General features: G+C 57.3%; 22 protein-coding genes and 1 tRNA gene. 6 read left to right on the forward strand and 17 right to left on the reverse strand.

The genetic code is table 11. The features are described from left to right. On the forward strand, nt 1-1,919 hold a 1,919-nt coding region (locus PMI36_RS11835; protein WP_008072993.1), incomplete at its 5' end, for an RHS repeat-associated core domain-containing protein. Next, nucleotides 1,916-2,323: a hypothetical protein gene (locus PMI36_RS11830; protein WP_008072994.1), complete on the forward strand. Its 408-nt coding sequence runs from the start codon at nt 1,916-1,918 to the stop codon at nt 2,321-2,323. The genes PMI36_RS11835 and PMI36_RS11830, both read left to right, overlap by 4 nt. Nucleotides 2,324-2,473: 150 nt before the next feature. Here the strand turns inward: PMI36_RS11830 and PMI36_RS11825 are convergent, their stop codons facing one another. The 9 genes from PMI36_RS11825 to PMI36_RS11790 all read right to left on the reverse strand — a co-directional run bounded on the left by PMI36_RS11825 (nt 2,474) and on the right by PMI36_RS11790 (nt 6,221). Continuing rightward, nucleotides 2,474-2,839, reverse strand: a complete 366-nt coding sequence (locus PMI36_RS11825) for a hypothetical protein (RefSeq protein ID WP_008072995.1) — start codon at nt 2,837-2,839, stop codon at nt 2,474-2,476. 101 nt (nt 2,840-2,940) lie between these two features. Then, nucleotides 2,941-3,162: a hypothetical protein gene (locus PMI36_RS11820; RefSeq protein WP_008072996.1), complete on the reverse strand. Its 222-nt coding sequence runs from the start codon at nt 3,160-3,162 to the stop codon at nt 2,941-2,943. 108 nt (nt 3,163-3,270) lie between these two features. Then, nucleotides 3,271-3,441, reverse strand: a complete 171-nt coding sequence (locus tag PMI36_RS31725) for a hypothetical protein (protein WP_007902135.1) — start codon at nt 3,439-3,441, stop codon at nt 3,271-3,273. Between the two features lie 126 nt (nt 3,442-3,567). Next, on the reverse strand, nt 3,568-3,993 hold the full coding sequence (locus PMI36_RS11815; RefSeq protein WP_008072997.1) for a glycine zipper domain-containing protein: 426 nt from the start codon (nt 3,991-3,993) through the stop codon (nt 3,568-3,570). 187 nt (nt 3,994-4,180) lie between these two features. Further along, entirely contained in the window at nt 4,181-4,546 is a 366-nt protein-coding gene (locus PMI36_RS11810) for a hypothetical protein (protein ID WP_008072998.1), read from the reverse strand. A gap of 338 nt (nt 4,547-4,884) precedes the next feature. Then, on the reverse strand, nt 4,885-5,079 hold the full coding sequence (locus PMI36_RS11805) for a hypothetical protein (RefSeq protein ID WP_008072999.1): 195 nt from the start codon (nt 5,077-5,079) through the stop codon (nt 4,885-4,887). Nucleotides 5,080-5,225: 146 nt separating this feature from the next. Then, nucleotides 5,226-5,546, reverse strand: coding sequence for a YbjQ family protein (locus tag PMI36_RS11800; protein WP_008073000.1), 321 nt, complete (start codon nt 5,544-5,546; stop codon nt 5,226-5,228). A 68-nt stretch (nt 5,547-5,614) separates the two neighbouring features. Then, on the reverse strand, nt 5,615-5,797 hold the full coding sequence (locus PMI36_RS11795) for a hypothetical protein (protein WP_008073001.1): 183 nt from the start codon (nt 5,795-5,797) through the stop codon (nt 5,615-5,617). Nucleotides 5,798-6,131: 334 nt separating this feature from the next. After that, nucleotides 6,132-6,221: transfer RNA gene (locus PMI36_RS11790), tRNA-Ser, on the reverse strand. Nucleotides 6,222-6,529: 308 nt separating this feature from the next. Between PMI36_RS11790 and PMI36_RS11785 the strand changes: the two genes are divergently transcribed. From PMI36_RS11785 to PMI36_RS11775, 3 genes are all read left to right on the forward strand, one after another. Next, nucleotides 6,530-7,219: a crotonase/enoyl-CoA hydratase family protein gene (locus PMI36_RS11785; protein WP_008073002.1), complete on the forward strand. Its 690-nt coding sequence runs from the start codon at nt 6,530-6,532 to the stop codon at nt 7,217-7,219. Between the two features lie 214 nt (nt 7,220-7,433). Further along, nucleotides 7,434-8,156, forward strand: a complete 723-nt coding sequence (locus PMI36_RS11780; protein ID WP_008073003.1) for a lysophospholipid acyltransferase family protein — start codon at nt 7,434-7,436, stop codon at nt 8,154-8,156. Nucleotides 8,157-8,305: 149 nt separating this feature from the next. After that, nucleotides 8,306-9,277 carry a magnesium and cobalt transport protein CorA gene (locus PMI36_RS11775; protein WP_008073004.1) on the forward strand — a complete coding sequence of 324 codons (972 nt, stop codon included), beginning with the start codon at nt 8,306-8,308 and terminating at the stop codon, nt 9,275-9,277. 117 nt (nt 9,278-9,394) lie between these two features. On the opposite strand, the gene PMI36_RS11770 is transcribed toward PMI36_RS11775, so the two are convergent. From PMI36_RS11770 to PMI36_RS11760, 3 genes are all read right to left on the reverse strand, one after another. Then, a complete protein-coding gene (locus PMI36_RS11770) occupies nt 9,395-10,129 on the reverse strand; it encodes an amidotransferase (protein WP_008073005.1) in 735 nt (244 codons plus the stop codon). A 107-nt stretch (nt 10,130-10,236) separates the two neighbouring features. Then, a complete protein-coding gene (locus PMI36_RS11765) occupies nt 10,237-12,381 on the reverse strand; it encodes a 3-hydroxyacyl-CoA dehydrogenase NAD-binding domain-containing protein (protein ID WP_008073006.1) in 2,145 nt (714 codons plus the stop codon). Between the two features lie 24 nt (nt 12,382-12,405). Beyond that, nucleotides 12,406-13,611 carry an acetyl-CoA C-acetyltransferase gene (locus PMI36_RS11760; protein WP_007902166.1) on the reverse strand — a complete coding sequence of 402 codons (1,206 nt, stop codon included), beginning with the start codon at nt 13,609-13,611 and terminating at the stop codon, nt 12,406-12,408. 646 nt (nt 13,612-14,257) lie between these two features. Between PMI36_RS11760 and PMI36_RS11755 the strand changes: the two genes are divergently transcribed. After that, entirely contained in the window at nt 14,258-15,079 is an 822-nt protein-coding gene (locus PMI36_RS11755) for a c-type cytochrome (protein ID WP_008073008.1), read from the forward strand. 141 nt (nt 15,080-15,220) lie between these two features. Here the strand turns inward: PMI36_RS11755 and PMI36_RS11750 are convergent, their stop codons facing one another. The 5 genes from PMI36_RS11750 to PMI36_RS11730 form a co-directional block, all read right to left on the reverse strand. After that, the gene (locus PMI36_RS11750; RefSeq protein ID WP_008073010.1) at nt 15,221-16,024 is read right to left on the reverse strand and encodes a transglutaminase family protein; all 804 of its coding nucleotides are present in this window, start codon (nt 16,022-16,024) and stop codon (nt 15,221-15,223) included. Further along, nucleotides 16,021-16,971, reverse strand: coding sequence for an alpha-E domain-containing protein (locus PMI36_RS11745; RefSeq protein ID WP_008073012.1), 951 nt, complete (start codon nt 16,969-16,971; stop codon nt 16,021-16,023). Before PMI36_RS11745 ends, PMI36_RS11750 begins: the two co-directional genes overlap by 4 nt. A 12-nt stretch (nt 16,972-16,983) precedes the next feature. Then, nucleotides 16,984-18,393 (reverse strand): circularly permuted type 2 ATP-grasp protein, encoded by a 1,410-nt coding sequence (locus tag PMI36_RS11740; RefSeq protein ID WP_007902187.1) that lies wholly within the window; start codon nt 18,391-18,393, stop codon nt 16,984-16,986. Nucleotides 18,394-18,853: 460 nt separating this feature from the next. Then, nucleotides 18,854-19,195 (reverse strand): ribonuclease E inhibitor RraB, encoded by a 342-nt coding sequence (locus PMI36_RS11735; RefSeq protein WP_007902188.1) that lies wholly within the window; start codon nt 19,193-19,195, stop codon nt 18,854-18,856. A gap of 215 nt (nt 19,196-19,410) precedes the next feature. Next, nucleotides 19,411-19,644, reverse strand: a complete 234-nt coding sequence (locus PMI36_RS11730; protein ID WP_008073014.1) for a hypothetical protein — start codon at nt 19,642-19,644, stop codon at nt 19,411-19,413. Nucleotides 19,645-19,831 lie beyond the last annotated feature (187 nt).

Consider the following 19,831-nt stretch of genomic DNA (forward strand, 5'->3'; position numbering starts at 1 on the left):
AAACCGGCTTCGACGGCCGCCGCACCGCTTACAGCTACGATCTTAACGGCCACCTGCTGGAGAAAACCGAGTTCGGTGATGACGACTCGCAGCTGATCACCGGCTATCAGCGGGACTCGGCTGGACGACTGTTGGTCAAGACCCTGCCCGATGGCATCCAGGTTCGATATCGCTACGACTCACTGGGCCGACTGCTCAGCATCGACGACGGCCACGACCATCCGCTGGAGTTCGAATACGACGCCCAGGACCGGTTGATCACCGAGCATCAAAGTTGGGGCACATTGCGTTATCGCTACGACGCGTGCGGCCGACTCAATCACCTGCGCCTGCCGGACAACAGCAAACTCGATTATCACCACGCCAAGGGTGGCGCGCTGACGGCCATTGACCTCAATGGCACACGACTCACCCGCCATCAGTTTGCATTCGGCCGCGAGCAGCAACGTCAACAAGGTCAGCTCACCAGCGAATACTCCTACGACGATCAGGGCCGACTGAAAGCGCATGCTGTCAGCCAACAGCAACAAGCGCTCTACCGTCGCGATTATGCCTACAGCGCCAACGGCAATCTTGACCATATTGCCGACACCCGCCATGGCCAGCGCAGCTATCAGTACGACTCGCTCGATCGACTGATCCGCGTCCGCCATTCCCGCGACCAGCTACCGGAAAGCTTCGCCCACGACCCGGCCAGCAACTTGTTGATGCAGGACCGGCCCGGCCCGGCCACCGTCAAAGGCAACCGCCTGTTGATGCAGGGCGACTGCCACTTCGATTACGACGCCTTCGGCAATCTGATCCGCGAACGTCGCGGCACCGCGCAAAAACTCGTCACCGAGTACCGCTACGACGGCCAGCACCGACTGATCGGGGTCATGTTGCCGGACAGTCGTTGCGTGAGTTATCGCTACGACGCCTTCGGCCGCCGCATCAGCAAAACCGTCGAGGGCAAAACCACTGAGTTCTTCTGGCAAGGCGACCACCTCGTCGCCGAACACAGCCAGGATCACCATCGCAGCTATATCTACGAACCGGGCAGCTTCCGCCCACTGGCCATGCTCGACGGCAAAGGCCCGCGCCAGGCCTGCCCGTTCTATTACCAACTCGACCACCTCGGCACACCGCAAGAACTCACCGACTACAGCGGCGACATCATCTGGGCCGCCCGATACACCGCCTATGGCCGCCTCACCCGCCTCAACCGCGATACCCATCAGGTCCTCGATCAACCGCTGCGCTTTCAAGGCCAGTATTTCGACGCGGAAACCGGCCTGCATTACAACCGCCACCGGTACTACAATCCGGACATCGGACGGTACCTGACACCGGACCTGAGTAAGTTGGCGGGTGGGTTAAACGGGTATCAGTACACGCGCAATCCGACGGGCTGGGTTGATCCGTTGGGGTTGAGTGAGTGTCCTGGAGGGGATGGGTGTAAGAAGCCGTCGTTTGGGGATGAGAATCCGGCGGGTAAGGTGGGGGTTGATGAGGGGGAGCCCGGAACCCCAAATCCAAAACAAGAGAACTATTATTTATACCGTGGTGACGACCGAGAACCATGGGAAATTTTTGAGGCGGGATTTGAGCCCTTGGGAGACAGTACAGATCTGTTTCTGCATGCATCAGATAACAGAAGCCCTCCCAGTTATTTTGTCAGCACTACGACAAACGAAAAAGAGGCAAAAAAGTTTGCCACAGGCTACGGTCTTGCCGACGGCTATATATATATTCTGAAAAACATTCGCGGCATCGATGTAAATAAAGAACTGGGCATGATGTCACCACATCGGCGGGAGGCTGAGATAGCAATCCCAGGAGGAATAAAAAATCACGATATCGTGGGCGCCACTCCCGTCTATGATGATGGTAGCTATAAGGGCTACTCAATACCCAACCCTTTCAGGAAACAACCATGAAAACAATAGAGATTTTAATAAACAATCATGGCGTCATAGAAAGGGCCACAATCGAATGCGATAGAAAAAAACCGACACTCACATTCACGATGCAAAGTGGTTTAAAAAAAGCTTATACAGCCTCTGACCTTTACGTATGCTTTGGCATGTTAAGAGCCGACCATCCCGAGATAAAATTCTTGTGTAAAGGCGCCAAATTAAATGTTCATCCTTCACGAATGTCATCCCAAATGTCTAGCGGCTTGGTCGCATACGAACTTAAACTTGGAAAATCTAGTGAAGAAGAGGACATGGTACGAATTTTCGACTACGAAGACGAAAATATTACTAGCAATATTGAAGAGCAAAGAACCTTCTATAAAAACTGGATCGAGTCATTAGTTATTAAAATACAAAAAACCTGAAGATAATACTCAATAAAACAACCAACGATATAGAATCATAAACTCACGCAAGATGCTAATTGCGCAAAGCGTCAAGTATTAGTTACACCTGTGCAAAACATCCAAAGCCCAGCTCGACGCTGGGCTCCACTCTACAATAAACACTCTGTCTCAGCCGCCAGAACCACCGACCTTACCTCCACTTCCTGCTCCGTCAGCGGTCTCATTTATCTCAAAATCACCTGATTCTCCAGACCCACTTCCAGAACCACTCCCCATCGAACTGCCATCGCTCATCGATCCACTTCCCTCCCCCGTGCTGGTGCTACTCCCGTTGGCATCACCACCATTCCCACCACCAATGGTGTCCGGTGGCGGCACCTTCCCATCCGAGGCGCCCGCATTCATTTCCGAGTATGGCGGCATCCCGCCCTTGTCGACCGGCGCATCGCGGCCAGTAGATTGAGCAAACGCCGCCAATGAACTGATCGACAATAAGCCAACCACCGTCAGGGTCGTCAGTTTTGACCTGATCATGGCGCACCTCCTTTAAAGAGTGCTTTACCTGATGTCTGGCAGCGGTCGCTTTTTAAAGGTGCCGCGCAATCGACGAGCGGCGATGGATCGCTGCGCAGGTTTCAACTCGGTTCTCCCGATAGATCGTCACCGGCAATGTCCGGGTCATCGGGATTGGCTTCCACATCCCCGCGCTTCACATCATCGGTATCGGTGGGCACCTGCTCCACGCCGGTGTCGTCATCGTCGGGCGGGCGCTGGTCGCGACTCAGGGGATTGGTGGGGGAAGGCAGCGGATATTCGGGGGTATCGTCGATATCGGAGTCTTTTGGATCAGCGTTCATAACGCACCTCTCAATGGACCTGAAAAGCAGATCCTGACATTTCGAGGAGAACATGATCGATGTGGTTCGATCAGAAGGACGATCGGTCGGCCTGACCGTAAAGCACGATCACTCGTCGTCTTCCTCGTCGTATTCGTCGTATTCACAATTGCCCACATCGCCTGCGTCATCGGCATCATTGAGCGGCACCGTGGCGTCGTCCATCAGAGACCCCGGATCTTCGTTTCCAGGATCATTGATCGGACCTTCATCTTCCATGCCTTCTGTTTCCGGAGTCATGACATGCCTCACAACGTTCAGGGGTGTATTAGTTCGAGGCGTCCTACGGGCAAACGTTCCAGAGTCCTGGTGACACAAACGAAAAACCCGGCGCGGGGGCCGGGTTTCTTGTCACTCGATATCGAGTTAGTGATGCTTGTACTTATTTTTATGTTTGTGCTTGTGTTTGCCACCGCCGGAATGCGAACTGTCGTTGTCGTTACCCAGGTTGCTGCCCACCGCGCCACCGGCTGCACCGCCCACGCCAGCGCCAATGGTCGAACCGGTGGAGCCGCCCAGACTATTGCCGATCACCGAACCGCCTGCCGCGCCGATACCGCCGCCAACAGCCGCTTCTGTTCGACTGCCCTTGCGCGCACCGACCGCGCTGCCTGCCGCACCGCCGACGCCAGCGCCAACCGCTGCTCCTGTGCTGCCGCCTAGTTGACCGCCGACCACGTTACCCAACGCGCCGCCAAGACCACCGCCCACTGCAGCAGTGCCGTCGTCGGCAGCCATCGCACCCTGAGCAATCAAAAGTCCTAAAACCACCGTGGACAATGTCAAACGCATGATATGAACCTCTAATTTCCGCATCGGGGGAAGATCGTGCCGCGGATAGGCATCAGTCTGGCATCTGCGTCTGTAGAACAGCGAATCAGATACCGACTGTAAGAGCTTTGAGCCACATACTGTAGAAACGTTCCAAAACGAAGAAGCCCGGCATTGAGCCGGGCTTCTTCAGCGGATCATCTTGGGATCAGTGGCCTTTTTTGGACAGATTGCTGCCCACACCGCCGCCCAATGCACCGCCCAGGCCGGCACCGATGGTGGAGCCAGTCTTGCCACCCAAACTGTTGCCGATCACCGACCCGCCCGCCGCGCCGACACCGCCGCCGATGGCCGCTTTGGTGCGGCTGCCTTTGCGTGCTGCAACAGCACTGCCGGCTGCGCCCGCTACGCCAGCACCAATCGCTGCGCCTGTGCTGCCGCCCATTTTCTGGCCGATCACATTACCCAGTGCGCCACCCAGACCACCACCGAGCGCGGCAGTACCATCACCGGCAGCCATCGCACCTTGAGCAACCAAAAGGCCCAGAACCAGAGCAGGCAGTGTCAAACGCATAACGAGAACCTCAAAAAAAGGGAAAACCGAAAGGCCGGAGATTGAATGCTTTAGAGGAGGCAAAGTCCAGACACAAACACAGAACAACCTCGTCATTGGCGACGGTTGGACAGCATTTATGGAAAAGGTTTTATGACAGGCAAAAAAAAGCCCGCTGGGGAGACGGGCCAGGGTACTGCTTTCTAACGGATGAGCTGAGACTACGTAGGCAGGTGTGAAAAGTTTGTGAAAAAACCTGCATGACTGTAGGACATTTCCCCGCATTGCCTCCAAGCACGCTTTTTTCCCTTCAAAAACAAGAAACCCCGCTCAATGGCGGGGCTCGTACGAGTCACTGTTTACTTCCGGGAAGGCGCACCCAGCTTGGGCATGAATTTCGATTTCGGCCCTCGAGTTCGAGGTACCGTAGATTTGATTTTGTTGATTTTGATACGGTCTTCACCGAAGCTCGGCACATAGTCCGTCTGACCACACTGCACGCAATTATTGATCGGAAACTCCGCCCCGTCGTCTTCGATGTACGGCTCAGTCATATCTTCGCTCCTCTCAAAACGGGTCGGTACCGGCAAGCCCTATTTGCCTGAAAAATATCGACCACCCAGGATTTTGAGACTAGCCGGTCATTCCCGGACTTGTGATTCAGATTGTTACGTGCCCGACGAATGGCCAGCGCGGCGTCCTACCTCAGCTTGACCGCCGTCCCGGTCACAAACACCACCACCATTCCACCTTTACCGGCCGGCATGCTGATCTCATAGTCGAGCCCTACCACCGCATCCGCCTGAAGCGCTCGCGCCCGCTCCTTGATCTCGTCGGTCGCCTGAATCCGCGCATCTTTCAATGCTCGCTCCAACGTTTGAGAGCGCCCACCGAAAAAATCCCGCATACCCGCAAATAGATCGCGGATCACGTTGACGCCCTGCACCGACTCGGCGCTGACGATGTCCAGGTATGTGGTGATTTGCCGGCCTTCGATGGTGTGGGTTGTGGTGGTGATCATGAGATTTCCTTTTTCATAGAGGCACGCATCATTCCCCAGCGCGGAAATGATGAACACAAAAAGCTCGCCTAGAGCAGCTTGATCATCACAGCAGTAACGGTAGCTACCGTACCAATCAACCCAGTAGCAACCGCCACTGGATACCAAAAAGTTTCACGGGTCATCTTGCCGGCCTCGGCGTTCAGCTTGCGCTGTTCAGCGATCAGTTTGACGATCTCCACATGAACCTTTTCCAGCTCCGCCTGTTTCATGGTCATTTCCTGCATAACGTGCGAATGTCCCTTCTGGATAATGGGGGTGGTGTCATTTGCGCTGCCCTTTGATTCATTTTGCACTTTGGATGAGCAAAACAAATACCCCTTCCCAAGATGGCCCAGATGAGGTGCTGGAACCAATGGAAGCACCTAACCGCCTGGCTTTCCAGCATTACTTCCCACACGCTTTGGCACTTGTCCTACATCATTTTCGGATGCGTCTTTGCTGTTACATCCGGGGCAATTCCGTCGCGAGGCATGAAATCCAGATACCAGAAACCACAAAACCCCTGACTTCTCTCGAAATCAGGGGTTTTGTGTACATCGAATTTGGCGGTGAAGGAGAGATTCGAACTCTCGATACAGTTTCCTGTATACACACTTTCCAGGCGTGCTCCTTAAGCCACTCGGACACTTCACCGTATCTCGTCAAACATGTTCTGTCTGTCGAGGCGCGCTAATGTAGTCGAAAGCTTTTCTGATGGCAAACTTTTTTTGCAGAATTTTCATGCGGTTAGCGATTTAGTCGTTCCGCTGGGTGCCGTGCCATGGCAAACCCGCCAATCTCCGGCTTCGCGCCCTCTTCTATATAGAGGGGAATGCGCGGCTGGCGTGGCCGGCAACGCTTGCCGGGCGGGGAAAAGGGTGACCGGACGGTCAGTCACGGCGCTTTACCTGGCCTACGGCGGTGGGTAACGTCAGCCCTACTTTATTAGAAGGATTGGCGTCATGAGTGAGTTGATTTCTTACCATCTCGAAGACGGTATCGCGACCCTGACCTTGAGCAATGGCAAGGTCAATGCCATCTCACCGGATGTGATTGTTGCGTTTAACGCTGCGCTGGATCGGGCGGTGGCGGATCGGGCGGTGGTGATCATTACCAGTCAGCCGGGGATTTTTTCGGGCGGTTACGACTTGAAGGTGATGACGGCCGGCCCTAACGAGGCCAGAGCGCTAGTCGCAGCTGGGTCGACATTGGCTCGTCGCCTGCTGTCGCACCCATTCCCGGTGGTCGTGGCGTGCCCTGGGCACGCGGTGGCCAAGGGTGCGTTTATTCTGTTGTCGGCTGACTACCGCATTGGTGTCGATGGCCCGTTCAGCATTGGCCTGAACGAAGTGCAGATCGGCATGACCATGCACCACGCCGGTATCGAACTGGCGCGTGATCGTCTGCGCAAGTCGGCGTTTCATCGTGCGGTGATTAATGCCGAGATGTTCAATCCGCAGAGTGCTGTGGATGCCGGCTTCCTTGATGTGGTGGTGTCGGCCGAAGAGCTGCAAGGCGCAGCGCTGGCGGCGGCTCGTCAGTTGAAGAAGCTCAACATGACCGCCCATAAAAACACCAAGCTGAAAGTGCGCAAGGCGTTGCTGGAGACGCTGGACAACGCGATCATCCTGGATCAGGAGCATATGGGTTAAGCCCGAACGCGCTGTACCGAAAAGCCCGACCGTCGTGTCGGGCTTTTTCTTGCCCGCTTGGTTTAAAACCTTACAACCGCTCTAAACCGCATCTGACCCATAAGTCGGAAACATGCGCTCAAACATCGGCTATCTCCCACTTCTATAGCGGCAATTGCCGAAAACAGTGCACATCCGTACACTGCGCCACCTTTTGTCCCGGTAGGCCCTTTAAATGCTGTTTGTGTTTCGTATGTTATTGATGGGCTTGCACTTTATTCTGGCCGGCATGCTTGGGGTGATTCTCGGTCTTTGCCGGCCGTTCAATCCGGACAACAGCCGTTTATGCGCACGTCTGTATGCGTGGCCGGCGATGTGCATTCTGCGTTTGCGGGTGAAGGCCGACGTCGGGCCGTTAATGGATAAACCTGACAGCTGCGTGATCATTGCCAACCACCAGTCCAACTACGATCTGTTTGTATTCGGCAACGTGGTGCCCCGCCGCACTGTGTGCATTGGCAAGAAGAGCCTGAAGTGGGTGCCTTTGTTCGGGCAGTTGTTCTGGCTGGCCGGCAATGTGTTGATCGACCGCGGCAATGCGCACAAGGCACGCCAGTCGATGCTGACCACGACTCGCACCTTGCAGCATGAAGACACCTCGATCTGGGTCTTCCCGGAAGGCACCCGTAACCTCGGTGAAGAGCTGCTGCCGTTCAAGAAAGGCGCGTTCCAGATGGCGATTGCCGCCGGAGTGCCGATCGTGCCGGTGTGTGTCAGCAGTTACGTCAAACACATGCGATTGAACCGCTGGCGCAGTGGGAAGATTCTGATCCGTTCGCTGCCGGCGATTCCTACGGCTGGATTGAGTCTGGATGATATGCCGATGCTGATCGCCCAGTGCCGTGAGCAGATGCGCGAGTGCATCGATTCGATGGATCGGCAACTGCAAGCTGCCTGAAAGAAGCCCGCCCTGTGCGGGTTTTCTTTTGCCTGCGAACTCTACAGATTTTGCTGACTCTCAAGCAGCAGACAAGGTTAAGCTGAATCCTGACTGGCACCGCCAGTCTTTACCAATAGAAAGCGGCTAATAAGAAGTGAATCACCATCATGGGTAGAGTCGTTGCTGCTGCGGTTTACAGCGCCGGTAAGAAAGTCACCAATATCACCCTCGACGAAGGCGCTGCCTGGGCTGCCAAGCCTGGCCATTTTGTGTGGATTGGCCTCGAAGAGCCGAACGCCCAGGAGCTGTTCAACCTGCAACGCCAGTTCAACCTGCATGAACTGGCCATCGAAGACGCCTTGGAAAAACACAGCCGACCGAAGCTGGAGACGTTCGGCGACGCGCTGTTCATCGTCACGTATTCGCCTATCCGCAATGAAGGCAAACTGCAGTTCATCGAAACTCATATCTTCGCCGGCAAGGGTTACATCATTACCGCACGCAATGGACATTCGGCGTCCTACGCGTACGTCCGACAGCGCTGTGAAGCGCGGCCGCTGTTGTTGGAGCATGGGGAAGATTTCGTACTCTATGCCATCCTCGACTTCGTGATTGAAAACTACCAGCCGATGGGCGAAGCGATCCATGCCGAGATCGATGAGCTGGAACAAAACGTTATGTGCGGTTCCCTGAACGAGCGCGACATCCAGAAACTCCACAGCCTGCGCCGCGATGTATTGCGCTTGCGCCGGTATGCGGCACCGATGGTGGAGATCGGTGAGGAACTGCAAAAGCTGAGTTTTCCGTTCATCGACAAGAACATGCGCCCGTATTTCCGCGATGTGCAGATTCATGTCACGCGGCAGATGGAAGACCTGACGACCCTGGCGGACATTGCCAGCCAAACCATCGAGGTCGGGGTATTGCTGGAGGCGTCACGCCAGAGCGTGGTGCAGCGCAAGTTTGCAGCGTGGGCGGCGATTCTGGCGTTCCCGACGGCGGTGGCCGGGATCTACGGGATGAACTTCGAGAACATGCCGGAGTTGACTTGGCATTACGGGTATTTCGGGATATTGGGATTTATCACCGTTGGGTGCGTCAGTTTGTGGACGAGCTTCAAGCGGTCGGGGTGGTTGTAGAGCCACACGTTTTTTCAGTAAGAACCGGTTGCCCCCATTCGCGAGCAAGCCCACTCCCACATTGGATCTGTGTCACGACGAAGATCCAATGTGGGAGCGGGCTTGCTCGCGAAGCTTTTAGCGTTTAACCGCCTCACCCTCAGGCTTGTGCGCCACAAACCGCATCATCCACTCTGCGACGGTAGTGCCGTGATGCTCGTGTTCAAGACTGGCCATACCTTTCGAATAAATCTGCTCGCCCAGCGCTTCCTGACGAATATCCAGCAACGCCCGTGAGTAATCGTGAATGAACTCCGGATGCCCCTGGAAGCACAGCACTTGATCGTTGATGTGGTACGCGGCGAACGGGCAGAAATCGCTCGAAGCGATGACCGTAGCGTTTTCCGGCAGCGCCGTGACCTGATCCTGATGACTGATCAGCAGCGTCAGTTCTTCCCTCACCGGGCTCATCCACGGCGCCTTGGCAGCGAGTTTGTATTTGTGGGTGCCGACACCCCAGCCTTGGGTCGCCCGCTCGCTCTTGCCACCCAACAGCAGCGCCAGCAGTTGATGGCCGAAGCACACGCCCAACAGTTTGTCGCCGCGCTCATAACGTTTCAGCAGGTACGTCTTGAGGGTTTGAATCCACGGGTCGGTGCCGAAGGAATCGGCCTTGCTGCCGGTAACCAGATACGCATCAAAGGTCAGGTCATCGCTGGGATAATCGCCCTGCATCACGTTGTACACGGTGAACTCGGCAGCGATGGGTTGCTGCGAAAACAGACGCTGGAACATCTGCCCGTAACCCTGATATTGATCGACCAGTTCCGGACGCAGGATGTCGGTTTCCAGAATGCAGATGCGTAACGACATAAAAAATACCTGACACATGATGGGAATAATGCACACCCCAGAGCCTGCCTTGAAACACGGTGGCAAGGCAAGCCCCGGAACGCGTCATCGGTCCCTTAGAACGCCCCTTAGAACAACGCGTTTTTGGCGGCTTTCTCCAGCAGCAGTGCAGGTGGAGTGAAGCGCTCGCCGTACTGCTCGGCCAGGTACTGGGCGCGGGCGACGAAGTCTTTCACGCCGTACTGATTGATGAACTGCAGCGCACCGCCGGTCCATGCCGCGAAGCCGATGCCGAAGATCGAGCCGACGTTGGCATCCGCCGTCGAGGTCAGTACGCCCTCTTCCATGCAGCGCACGGTTTCGATGGCTTGGACGAACAGCAGTCGATCGCGTATGTCCTGCGGCGAAATCTGCCCATCGGCTTTCTCGAAGCGGGTTTTCAGCTCTGGCCACAAATGCTTCTGCCCTGTGGCCGGGTAATCGTAGAAACCACCTCCAGCGGCCTTGCCCGGACGCTTGTATTCCTTGAGCAACAAGTCAATCACGGCGAATGCCGGGTGCTCAATCAGGGTTTTCCCTTCTGCTCGCAGGTCTTTCGCTGTTTGCTCGCGGATATGGCTCATGAGGCTGAGGGAAACTTCGTCGGAGATCGCCAGAGGTCCGACGGGCATACCGGCCTTGCGCGCTTCGGTCTCGATCATCGGCGCGCTCAGGCCTTCGCCGAGCATGGCGATGCCTTCGTTGGTGAAGGTGCCGAACACCCGCGAGGTAAAGAAGCCGCGACTGTCGTTGACCACAATCGGCGTTTTCTTGATTTGCAGGACGAAATCGAAACCGCGAGCCAGGGTTTCGTCGCTGGTATGGACGCCCTTGATGATTTCCACCAACGGCATTTTCTCCACGGGACTGAAGAAATGCAGGCCGATGAATTTCGTCTGGTCCGGCACGGCGGTGGCCAGGCCACTGATCGGCAAGGTCGAGGTGTTGGAGGCGATGACCGTATCCGGGCCGACGACTGTTTGCGCAGCCGATGAGACCTTGGCCTTCAGTTCGCGATCTTCAAACACCGCTTCAATGATCAAATCGCAACCGGCCAGATCCGCATCGTTTTCGGTGGCATGGATTCGCGCCAGAATTGCCTCGCGCTGCTCACGAGTTAACTGACCACGCGCAACCTTCTTGTCCAGCAACGCCGCTGAATGGGCCTTGCCCTTCTCTGCCGCGGCGAGGTTGATGTCTTTGAGCACCACGTCGATGCCGGCCAATGCGCTGACAAACGCGATGCCCGCGCCCATCATCCCGGCGCCGAGCACGCCGACTTTCTTTGTTACGTAAGGCGCTATGCCTTGGGGCCGCGAGCCGCCGGCATTGATCTCATTGAGCTGGAACCAGAACGTGCCAATGAGGTTTTTCGACACCTGGCCGGTGGTCAGCTCGGTGAAGTAGCGGGTTTCGATCAGGTGCGCCGTGTCGAAATCCACTTGAGCGCCTTCCACCGCAGCACAGAGGATTTTCTCCGGCGCGGGCAGGCAGCCCTGGGTTTTGCTGCGCAGAATCGATGGCGTGATAGCAAGCATCGGCGCGAGCTTGGGATCCGACGGCGTGCCGCCAGGAATCTGATAACCCTTCACGTCCCAGCGCTGCACAGCGACCGGGTGATCGACAATCCACGCCCGCGCCTTGGCCATCAGTTCATCGCGATCGGCGGCCAACTCGTCGATCAACCGCGCCTGCAACGCCTGTTGCGGGCGGATTTTCTTGCCTTCAAGCAAATACGGCAGAGCTTTTTCGATGCCCAGCATGCGGACCATGCGCACTACCCCGCCGCCGCCCGGCAGCAGGCCAAGAGTGACTTCCGGCAGGCCGAGCAGCACCGACGGATCGTCCAGCACCACGCGATGGTGGCACGCCAGGCAGATTTCCCAACCACCACCAAGCGCCGCACCGTTAATGGCGGCGACCACTGGTTTTCCGAGGGTTTCCAGGGTACGCAGTTGACCCTTGAGGATCAGCACCATGTCGTAAAAGGCTTTGGCTTCGGGTTTGCCGACTTTGATCAGTTCATTGAGGTCGCCGCCGGCGAAGAAGGTTTTCTTGGCCGAAGTGATGATGACGCCGGCAATGGCGTCCTTTTCAGCGACCAATCGGGCGACGCAGGTGGCCATGGCGTCGCGGTAGACCGCGTTCATGGTGTTGGCACTCTGGCCCGGCATATCGATGGTCAGGACAACGATTTGATCCTGGCCCTTTTCGTAACGGATGGCTTGGGTCATGGCAATGTTCCTTGAAGTCAGGGCTCAGAGGCGTTCGATGATGGTGGCAATGCCCATGCCGCCGCCGACACACAATGTCGCCAGGCCATAGCGCAGGCGCCGGGCTTCCAGTTCATCGAGCAGCGTGCCGAGAATCGCGCAGCCGGTGGCGCCGAGCGGGTGGCCCATGGCGATGGAGCCGCCGTTGACGTTGACCTTGTCCGGGTCGATGGCCATGTCCTTGATGAACTTGAGCACCACCGAGGCGAACGCTTCGTTGACTTCGAACAGGTCAATGTCTTCGACCCGTAGCCCGGCCTTGGCCAGCGCCTTGCGGGTCGCCGGCGCGGGGCCGGTGAGCATGATGGTCGGATCGGTGCTGGTGACCGCCGTGGCGACGATTCGCGCCCGTGGCTGCAAGCCCAGCGCCCGGCCCTTCGCTTCGGAGCCAATCAGCATCAGCGCCGCGCCATCGACGATCCCGGAGCTGTTGCCCGGCGTGTGCACGTGGTTGATCCGCTCCACCTGGCTGTAAACCCGCAATGCGGTGGCGTCGAAGCCCATTTGCCCGATCATTTCGAAGCTCGGCTTGAGCTTGCCCAGGCCTTCCATCGTTGAGTCGGCACGAATGAACTCATCGTGATCGAGCAGGATGATGCCGTTCTGGTCCTGCACCGGCACCAGCGACTTGTTGAATGAACCATTCGCCCGCGCCCGCGCTGCCTTCTGCTGGGAGTGCAACGCGAAGGCATCGACGTCCTGACGGCTGAAACCTTCAATCGTGGCGATCAGGTCCGCACCCACGCCCTGGGGCGTGAAGTGGTTGTGCAAATTGGTTTCCGGGTCCAGCGCCCAAGCCCCGCCATCGCTGCCCATGGGCACGCGGGACATCGACTCGACGCCACCGACCACCACCAGGTCTTCGAAGCCGGAACGCACTTTCATCGCGCCGAGGTTCACCGCTTCCAGACCCGACGCGCAGAAGCGATTGAGCTGCATGCCGGCCACGCTGACGTCCCAATCGGCCACCTGCGTGGCGGTCTTGGCGATGTCAGAACCCTGATCGCCGATGGGCGTCACGCAGCCGAGCACCACATCATCGACCTGACTGGTGTCCAAGGACGTGCGCTGCTGCAGCGCCGTCAACAATCCGGCCACCAGATTCACTGGCTTGACGCTGTGCAAGGCGCCATTGGCCTTGCCTTTACCACGGGGCGTGCGTAACGCGTCGAATATCAAAGCCTGGGTCATGACGTCCTCGAAACCTGATGGTGAATGAAGATCAAAAGATCAAAAGATCGCAGCCTTCGGCGGCTCCTGCAGGAGACCGTGTGACCCTGATCTTTATGCCCTCACCTTATGCCGAGCAGCCGTGGATTCAATGACCACAGCGCTCATTGGCATTGACGGTCACGCTCAGACGAACGGTAGTCTGCTACCGGATAAACCGATTCCCATCACCAAGCTGTCTAGCAAACGGGCGCCCAAGAAGCTGGCCATAAGCCTCATGCCTTTTTAGCTGCGACGAGTGCTAATTCCATACGAAATGGATCTAAGTCAAGCGTAACGCGGACCCTAAGGTAAACCTGTACGAAGTTGTCGTCGGGTTTTGCCGAGGCACTCGTCGCCCTACAGGAAGTGCAACGCTCTGCCGTCATGGATATGCAGGCAGGCACCAGGAAATAACAAAAAAGGCGGTCAAGCCATGTTCAAGCATTCGAAAGTTCGTCAAGCCGGGCTCATTCTATTTGCCACTACGCTGTTGTTGATTTTGCCGAACCTGACCAAGGTGATCGGCTGATCGAGCATCAGGGTTTTCATTTCGCCTGATAAAAATGTGATTGGCTCGCTATTCGAGCCGGCGTGGCTGTGCCAACCTTTGCGGCACATCCACGACATGGACGGCGATCACTTGAAAGCGCTCATTGTGTTTGGGGTCTTGCTGCTCAGCATGCCTCTGTCTGCCGCACAGCTGAATCTGGAGCTGGGCGCAAGTTCTCGCACCTGGCAGACCGAGCAATTGCTCAAGCATCCTCAGGTTCAGACCATCACGATCACCAACGACGTTTCCTACAAACGGGACATGAGCTACCGCGCCGTGCCGTTGGCGGCGTTGTTGACGGGCATCAAGCCTGAGGATCATCTGCAAGCCGTTGCTCTGGACGGTTTTGCCGCCGAACTGGCCGCCGCACCGTTGCTCAATACCCAAGGCGCGCGGGCCTGGCTGGCGATTGAAGACCCGGCCAGGCCGTGGCCACCGTTGTCAGAGGGCAAGCCCAGTGCGGGGCCGTTTTACCTGGTCTGGACCGATCCGCAAACGGGCAATATCAGCCCCGAGCAATGGCCGTTCGAAGTAGCGAGCATCAAGCGCATGGCCCCGGTGGCCGAGCGCTTCCCTGCCCTGCTGCCCGATCCTGCGCTGAAGGCGGACGATCCGGTGAACAAGGGCTTTGCGCTGTTTCAGAAGAACTGCCTGGCGTGTCATCGACTCAATGGCGCGGGGGATGCGCAGTTCGGGCCGGACCTGAATATTCCGTTCAACCCGACCGAGTACTTCGGCGCGGATTTCCTCAAGCGCTACATTCGTGATCCGCAGAGCTTGCGTCAGTGGCCACAGGCGAAGATGCCGGCGTTCGCGACGACCGTGTTGCCGGAGGGGGATCTGGAATTGTTGGTGGGGTATTTGAAGCACATGGCGGGGCGCAAGGTGCGACCTTGATTGCTTGAGCTTTGTGCTCCTGGGCTGGCCTCTTCGCGAGCAAGCCCGCTCCCACATTGGATCTCCTTTGTGTCACAAATTTTGTGCACGCCAAAGTTCTAATGTGGGAGCGGGCTTGCTCGCGAAGCGGTATCACCAATCTTATTGCTGTTGCACCGAGATCACCGGCGTCGGCGAGACAAACACCTTCGCATGCATCTGCTCCCCCCCACCGCCACGACGCATGCCGCGCACCGGGCAGGCGTCGAGGTAATCCAGCCCCACGGCCAGTTTCAGGTGACGCTCCGGGCGGGCCAGTTCGTTGGTTACGTCGAAGCTGTACCAGGCGTCATCCAGCCAGGCTTCAGCCCAAGCGTGACTGGCCAGGTGTTCGCTGTTCTCACTGTACAAATACCCCGACACATAACGCGAGGGAATGCCCAGGCTGCGGGCGCAGGCGAGAAACGCATGGGTATGGTCCTGGCAGACCCCGGAACGCCCGGCGAAAGCCTGGGCGGCACTGGTGTCTACTTCCGTGGAACCCGGCGTGTAGGTCATGTGCTGGTTCAGGCCATGCATCAAATCGATCAGCGCCGTACGATCCCGGCGTTGTTTACAGGCCTTCTCGGCGAATGCGCGCAGCGCTTCGTCGGCCTCGGTCAGGCGCGTGAAGCGCAGGAACGGCAGCGCCGACTGGCTTTCATGCTCGGCTTCGCGCAGTTCGTCGATGTCCACCTGCCCTCGGGCGCCGATAATGATTGCCTCGTGGGGTTCGTCCAGGGTCAGCACATGCAGAATGTTGCCGAATGGATCGAGTTGCGCGCGCACCGGGCGTGGCAGGTCGAGCTGCCAGCTGAGCACGTGTTGGCGATCGCTGTCGTGTGGGGTCAGTCGCAGGTACTGGATGCTCGCCCGCACCTGATCTTCGTAGTGATAGGTGGTCTCGTGGCTAATGGAAAGTCTCATGCAGCCTCCAGATAGGAACTGTGTATGGCGTTGCCCAACTGGCGCACCAGCGGGATGAACTCGGTCAGCCAGGCGTGCAGGCCTTCGCCGAGGATTTCGTTGATACCGGTGTAGCGCAGGCGCGCGTCCATTTCTGCCGCCAAACGCTGGGCAGGACGGCCGTTGGCCCCCGGCAATTGGGCGAGGATCTGGTCGATTTCTTCGGTGCAGGCCCGCAGGGAGCGCGGCACGTCGGCGCGCAGCAGCAACAACTCGGCCACATGCCGGGCGCCAGGAGCGTCGCGATAGATCTCGGTATAGGCCTCGAACGACGACAAGGCCCGCAGCAACGCGCTCCACTGGTAATAGGCGTGAGCCGTGCCGTCGCTGACCGCTTCGGCCTGATCGCCGGCCATTTCGTAACGGGCGTCGAGCAGGCGCAAGGTGTTGTCAGCCCTTTCGATAAAGGTGCCCAGACGAATAAAGCGGAACGCGTCGTTACGCATGATGGTGCCGTAGGACGCGCCGCGGAACAGGTGGGAACGTTCCTTGATCCACTCACAGAAACGGCTCATGCCGTAGCGACTCAAGCCCTGCTCGGCGATCCCGCGAATCTCCAGCCAGGTGGCGTTGATGTTTTCCCACATGTCAGCGGTGATTCGCCCACGCACCGCATGGGCGCTGGCTCGCGCGGCACCGAGGCAGCTGTAGATGCTCGCCGGGTTGGCCGCATCCAAAGCGAAGAAATGCAGCAGTCGTTCGGCATGCAGATTGCCGTGACGCTCCAGATAATCGTCCAGAGTGCCGGTGATCAGCAACGGCATGGCGAGTTCGTGCAAGCCATCGCCACGTCCATCCTGTGGCATCAGTGACAGCGAATAACTGATGTCGAGCATCCGTGCGAGGTTTTCCGCCCGTTCCAGGTAACGCGACATCCAATACAGATCCGAGGCAGTTCTACTTAACATGGCAGGCTTCCTTCAATCCTCGACCACCCAGGTGTCCTTGGTTCCGCCACCCTGGGAGGAATTCACCACCAGGGAGCCTTCGCGCAAGGCGACACGGGTCAAACCGCCGGGCACAACCCGGGTTTCGCGGCCAGACAATACAAACGGACGCAGGTCGATATGGCGTGGAGCGATGCCGTTTTCGACAAAGGTCGGACAGGTCGATAAAGACAACGTCGGTTGGGCGATGTACGCGTGGGGCTTGGCTTTGATCCGCTCGCGGAAAGATTCGATTTCCGCTGCCGTCGCCGCCGGCCCCACCAGCATTCCGTAACCACCGGAGCCCTGGGTTTCCTTGACCACCAGTTCTGGAAGATTGGCCAGCACGTGGGACAGTTCAGAGGGATTACGACACTGCCATGTCGGCACGTTCTTCAGGATCGGCTCTTCATCCAGGTAGAAACGAATCATGTCCGTGACGAAGGGATACACCGACTTGTCATCCGCGACCCCGGTGCCGATGGCATTCGCCAGCACCACGTTGCCGGAACGGTAGGACGACAGCAGACCTGGAACGCCGAGCATCGAGTCCGGGTTGAACGCCAGTGGGTCGAGGAAAGCATCGTCGAGGCGACGGTAGATCACGTCGACGGCTTTCGGCCCGTCTGTGGTGCGCATGAACACCTTGTCATCACGCACGAAAAGGTCCGCACCTTCCACCAGTTCAACGCCCATTTCCCGGGCCAGAAACGCATGCTCGAAAAACGCGCTGTTGAAGCGCCCCGGCGTCAGTACCACCACGCTCGGATTATCGATCGGGCTGGAGCTTTTCAGGGTGTCGAGCAACAGGTTCGGATAGTGGTCGATCGGCGCGATGCGCTGGGCTGCGAACAATTCGGGGAACAATCGCATCATCATCTTGCGGTCTTCGAGCATGTAGCTCACGCCGCTGGGGGTACGAAGATTGTCTTCGAGCACGTAGTACGTGCCGTCGCCATCGCGTACCAGGTCGACACCGGAAATGTGCGAATAGATATCGCGGTGCAGATCCAGCCCTTGCATCGCCAACTGGTATTGCTCGTTGGCCAGCACTTGCTCGGCCGGGATGATGCCGGCCTTGATGATGCGCTGCTCGTGATAGAGGTCGGCAAGGAACATGTTCAATGCCTTGACCCGCTGAATGCAGCCGCGCTCGACGACCCGCCATTCACTGGCGGGGATACTGCGGGGAATGGTGTCGAAGGGAATCAGGCGCTCTGTCCCTTGCTCATCACCATAGAGCGTGAAGGTAATCCCGGCACGATGAAATAACAGATCAGCCTCGCGTCGCCGTTGGGCCAAAAGCTCGTCAGGCGTTTCGGCCAGCCAACGGGCAAACTCCCGATAATGCGGGCGGACCTGGCCGCCGGCATCGTACATCTCATCAAAATAGGTGCGGATCATGCCGTACTCCTTGTCACCCGGACATCCAGGCCTTCGCAAGGCCCGTGCCATCGGCATAAACGCTTTGATATCAATCAGTTGGATAATGACGCTGCACGCACCGCACCAATCCTGTGCGGTAAATGCCCCAACCTGATTGCCCCCGCTTCATGGCGAAGCAATGCTGTCGCCTATCAGCAGCATAGCCAGAGTTGATTTCACTGCCCGGGGGGCGATGCGGATAATCCGCGCATTCGCTGGAAAACCTGACCGAAACTTCCCTTTAGCCGCCTGCTCAGGCGGTTTTTTTTGTTTTTTTGAAACGTTATGAATCAAAAACCCAGATCAAAAGATCGCAGCCTCGTTTCACCTGTAGGAGCTGTCGAGTGAAACGAGGCTGCGATCTCTTGATCTTCCCCCACAAACGAAAACGGCCAACCCAAAGGTCAGCCGTTGCTGAGTGTTGTCACTGTTCATAAAGTTATGCGAGTAGCCCTCGTACCTCCTGCTTGACGCCCCATCCTTCGATGATACCGCCCAGAGGCTCGACCACCGCCTCGAAGTCCTGCTCAAAGTCGCCGATCCCGTCGTAGGTGGCGTACATCACTTTGCTCAGTTCCAGATGCCACGCGCCGTCATCTCGCACGCTGATCTGGGCATTCAAGGATTCACCACAAAAATGACCTGCCGCCCTGCGTGCCCGCTCCTCGTCCGGAAAAATGGCGTAGAACTCGATGGGATGGAATCGTGAAAAGTCGAAACCGCCTTCTTTCATGCGGCGCAGCACGCTGCTGCTGATGTCTTCTTGATAGGCTGTGCTCATGAAACGTCCCCCTCAGACTGATGGATAGACTTTCCGTATTCCCTGCACTTTCAACCGATTGGTGAGAGCGATACGGCAACAGAGGTTGCCGCCGGGAAACAAGCATGTAGCTGACAAGACCAGACCTTAGCGAGTCATTCGCTGATCTCGCTTGCAGAGTAGCCCCAAGATAGAGCTGCTGCCAAGGTCTGGGTGTGAATGTGACAAGAGGTGTATCAGATCGGGGTAATACTGATGATTTCAATGCTGTTCTGGGATTTCAGACTTTTGACGGTCGGATCATCGGTACGACCCTCCAGATCATTGAGATCCAGTTCGGCAGCGATCGGCAGGCGTCGGGCGCGAATGAGTTTGGCGGCTTGCTCGCTATTCGGGCATTCCTCGCACTCGAAGAGTTCGTCCACTGTTTCACCGTGATCATCCACGAAAGTGATTTTCCACTTTTGCATCGGTGCCTCCTCGATAAAACCCATGGATGGGCTTACTTCTATCTGGACTTTACCCCTGACTGATCGTTCAACGGATTACCGCGTGTCGGCATGAAAAAACACAGAACCTGTGGGAGCGGGCTTGCTCGCGAAAGCGGTTTGTCTGTTACATCGATGCTGAATGTGCCGACGTCTTCGCGAGCAAGCC

Origin of the sequence: Pseudomonas sp. GM79, from assembly GCF_000282495.1 — a bacterium.
Lineage (GTDB): Bacteria > Pseudomonadota > Gammaproteobacteria > Pseudomonadales > Pseudomonadaceae > Aquipseudomonas.

Bases quoted from the DNA above. Each gene is read 5' to 3' on its own strand.
- PMI36_RS11825 (WP_008072995.1), bottom strand. From the start codon at position 2,839: ATGATCAGGTCAAAACTGACGACCCTGACGGTGGTTGGCTTATTGTCG.
- PMI36_RS11765 (WP_008073006.1), bottom strand. From the start codon at position 12,381: ATGACCCAAGCCATCCGTTACGAAAAGGGCCAGGATCAAATCGTTGTC.
- PMI36_RS11745 (WP_008073012.1), bottom strand. From the start codon at position 16,971: ATGTTAAGTAGAACTGCCTCGGATCTGTATTGGATGTCGCGTTACCTG.
- PMI36_RS11735 (WP_007902188.1), bottom strand. From the start codon at position 19,195: ATGAGCACAGCCTATCAAGAAGACATCAGCAGCAGCGTGCTGCGCCGC.
- PMI36_RS31725 (WP_007902135.1), bottom strand. From the start codon at position 3,441: ATGACTCCGGAAACAGAAGGCATGGAAGATGAAGGTCCGATCAATGAT.
- PMI36_RS11800 (WP_008073000.1), bottom strand. From the start codon at position 5,546: ATGATCACCACCACAACCCACACCATCGAAGGCCGGCAAATCACCACA.
- PMI36_RS11760 (WP_007902166.1), bottom strand. From the start codon at position 13,611: ATGACCCAGGCTTTGATATTCGACGCGTTACGCACGCCCCGTGGTAAA.
- PMI36_RS11785 (WP_008073002.1), top strand. From the start codon at position 6,530: ATGAGTGAGTTGATTTCTTACCATCTCGAAGACGGTATCGCGACCCTG.
- PMI36_RS11730 (WP_008073014.1), bottom strand. From the start codon at position 19,644: ATGCAAAAGTGGAAAATCACTTTCGTGGATGATCACGGTGAAACAGTG.
- PMI36_RS11750 (WP_008073010.1), bottom strand. From the start codon at position 16,024: ATGAGACTTTCCATTAGCCACGAGACCACCTATCACTACGAAGATCAG.
- PMI36_RS11815 (WP_008072997.1), bottom strand. From the start codon at position 3,993: ATGCGTTTGACATTGTCCACGGTGGTTTTAGGACTTTTGATTGCTCAG.
- PMI36_RS11755 (WP_008073008.1), top strand. From the start codon at position 14,258: ATGGACGGCGATCACTTGAAAGCGCTCATTGTGTTTGGGGTCTTGCTG.
- PMI36_RS11770 (WP_008073005.1), bottom strand. From the start codon at position 10,129: ATGTCGTTACGCATCTGCATTCTGGAAACCGACATCCTGCGTCCGGAA.
- PMI36_RS11780 (WP_008073003.1), top strand. From the start codon at position 7,434: ATGCTGTTTGTGTTTCGTATGTTATTGATGGGCTTGCACTTTATTCTG.
- PMI36_RS11795 (WP_008073001.1), bottom strand. From the start codon at position 5,797: ATGAAACAGGCGGAGCTGGAAAAGGTTCATGTGGAGATCGTCAAACTG.
- PMI36_RS11810 (WP_008072998.1), bottom strand. From the start codon at position 4,546: ATGCGTTTGACACTGCCTGCTCTGGTTCTGGGCCTTTTGGTTGCTCAA.
- PMI36_RS11830 (WP_008072994.1), top strand. From the start codon at position 1,916: ATGAAAACAATAGAGATTTTAATAAACAATCATGGCGTCATAGAAAGG.
- PMI36_RS11775 (WP_008073004.1), top strand. From the start codon at position 8,306: ATGGGTAGAGTCGTTGCTGCTGCGGTTTACAGCGCCGGTAAGAAAGTC.
- PMI36_RS11820 (WP_008072996.1), bottom strand. From the start codon at position 3,162: ATGAACGCTGATCCAAAAGACTCCGATATCGACGATACCCCCGAATAT.
- PMI36_RS11740 (WP_007902187.1), bottom strand. From the start codon at position 18,393: ATGATCCGCACCTATTTTGATGAGATGTACGATGCCGGCGGCCAGGTC.
- PMI36_RS11805 (WP_008072999.1), bottom strand. From the start codon at position 5,079: ATGACTGAGCCGTACATCGAAGACGACGGGGCGGAGTTTCCGATCAAT.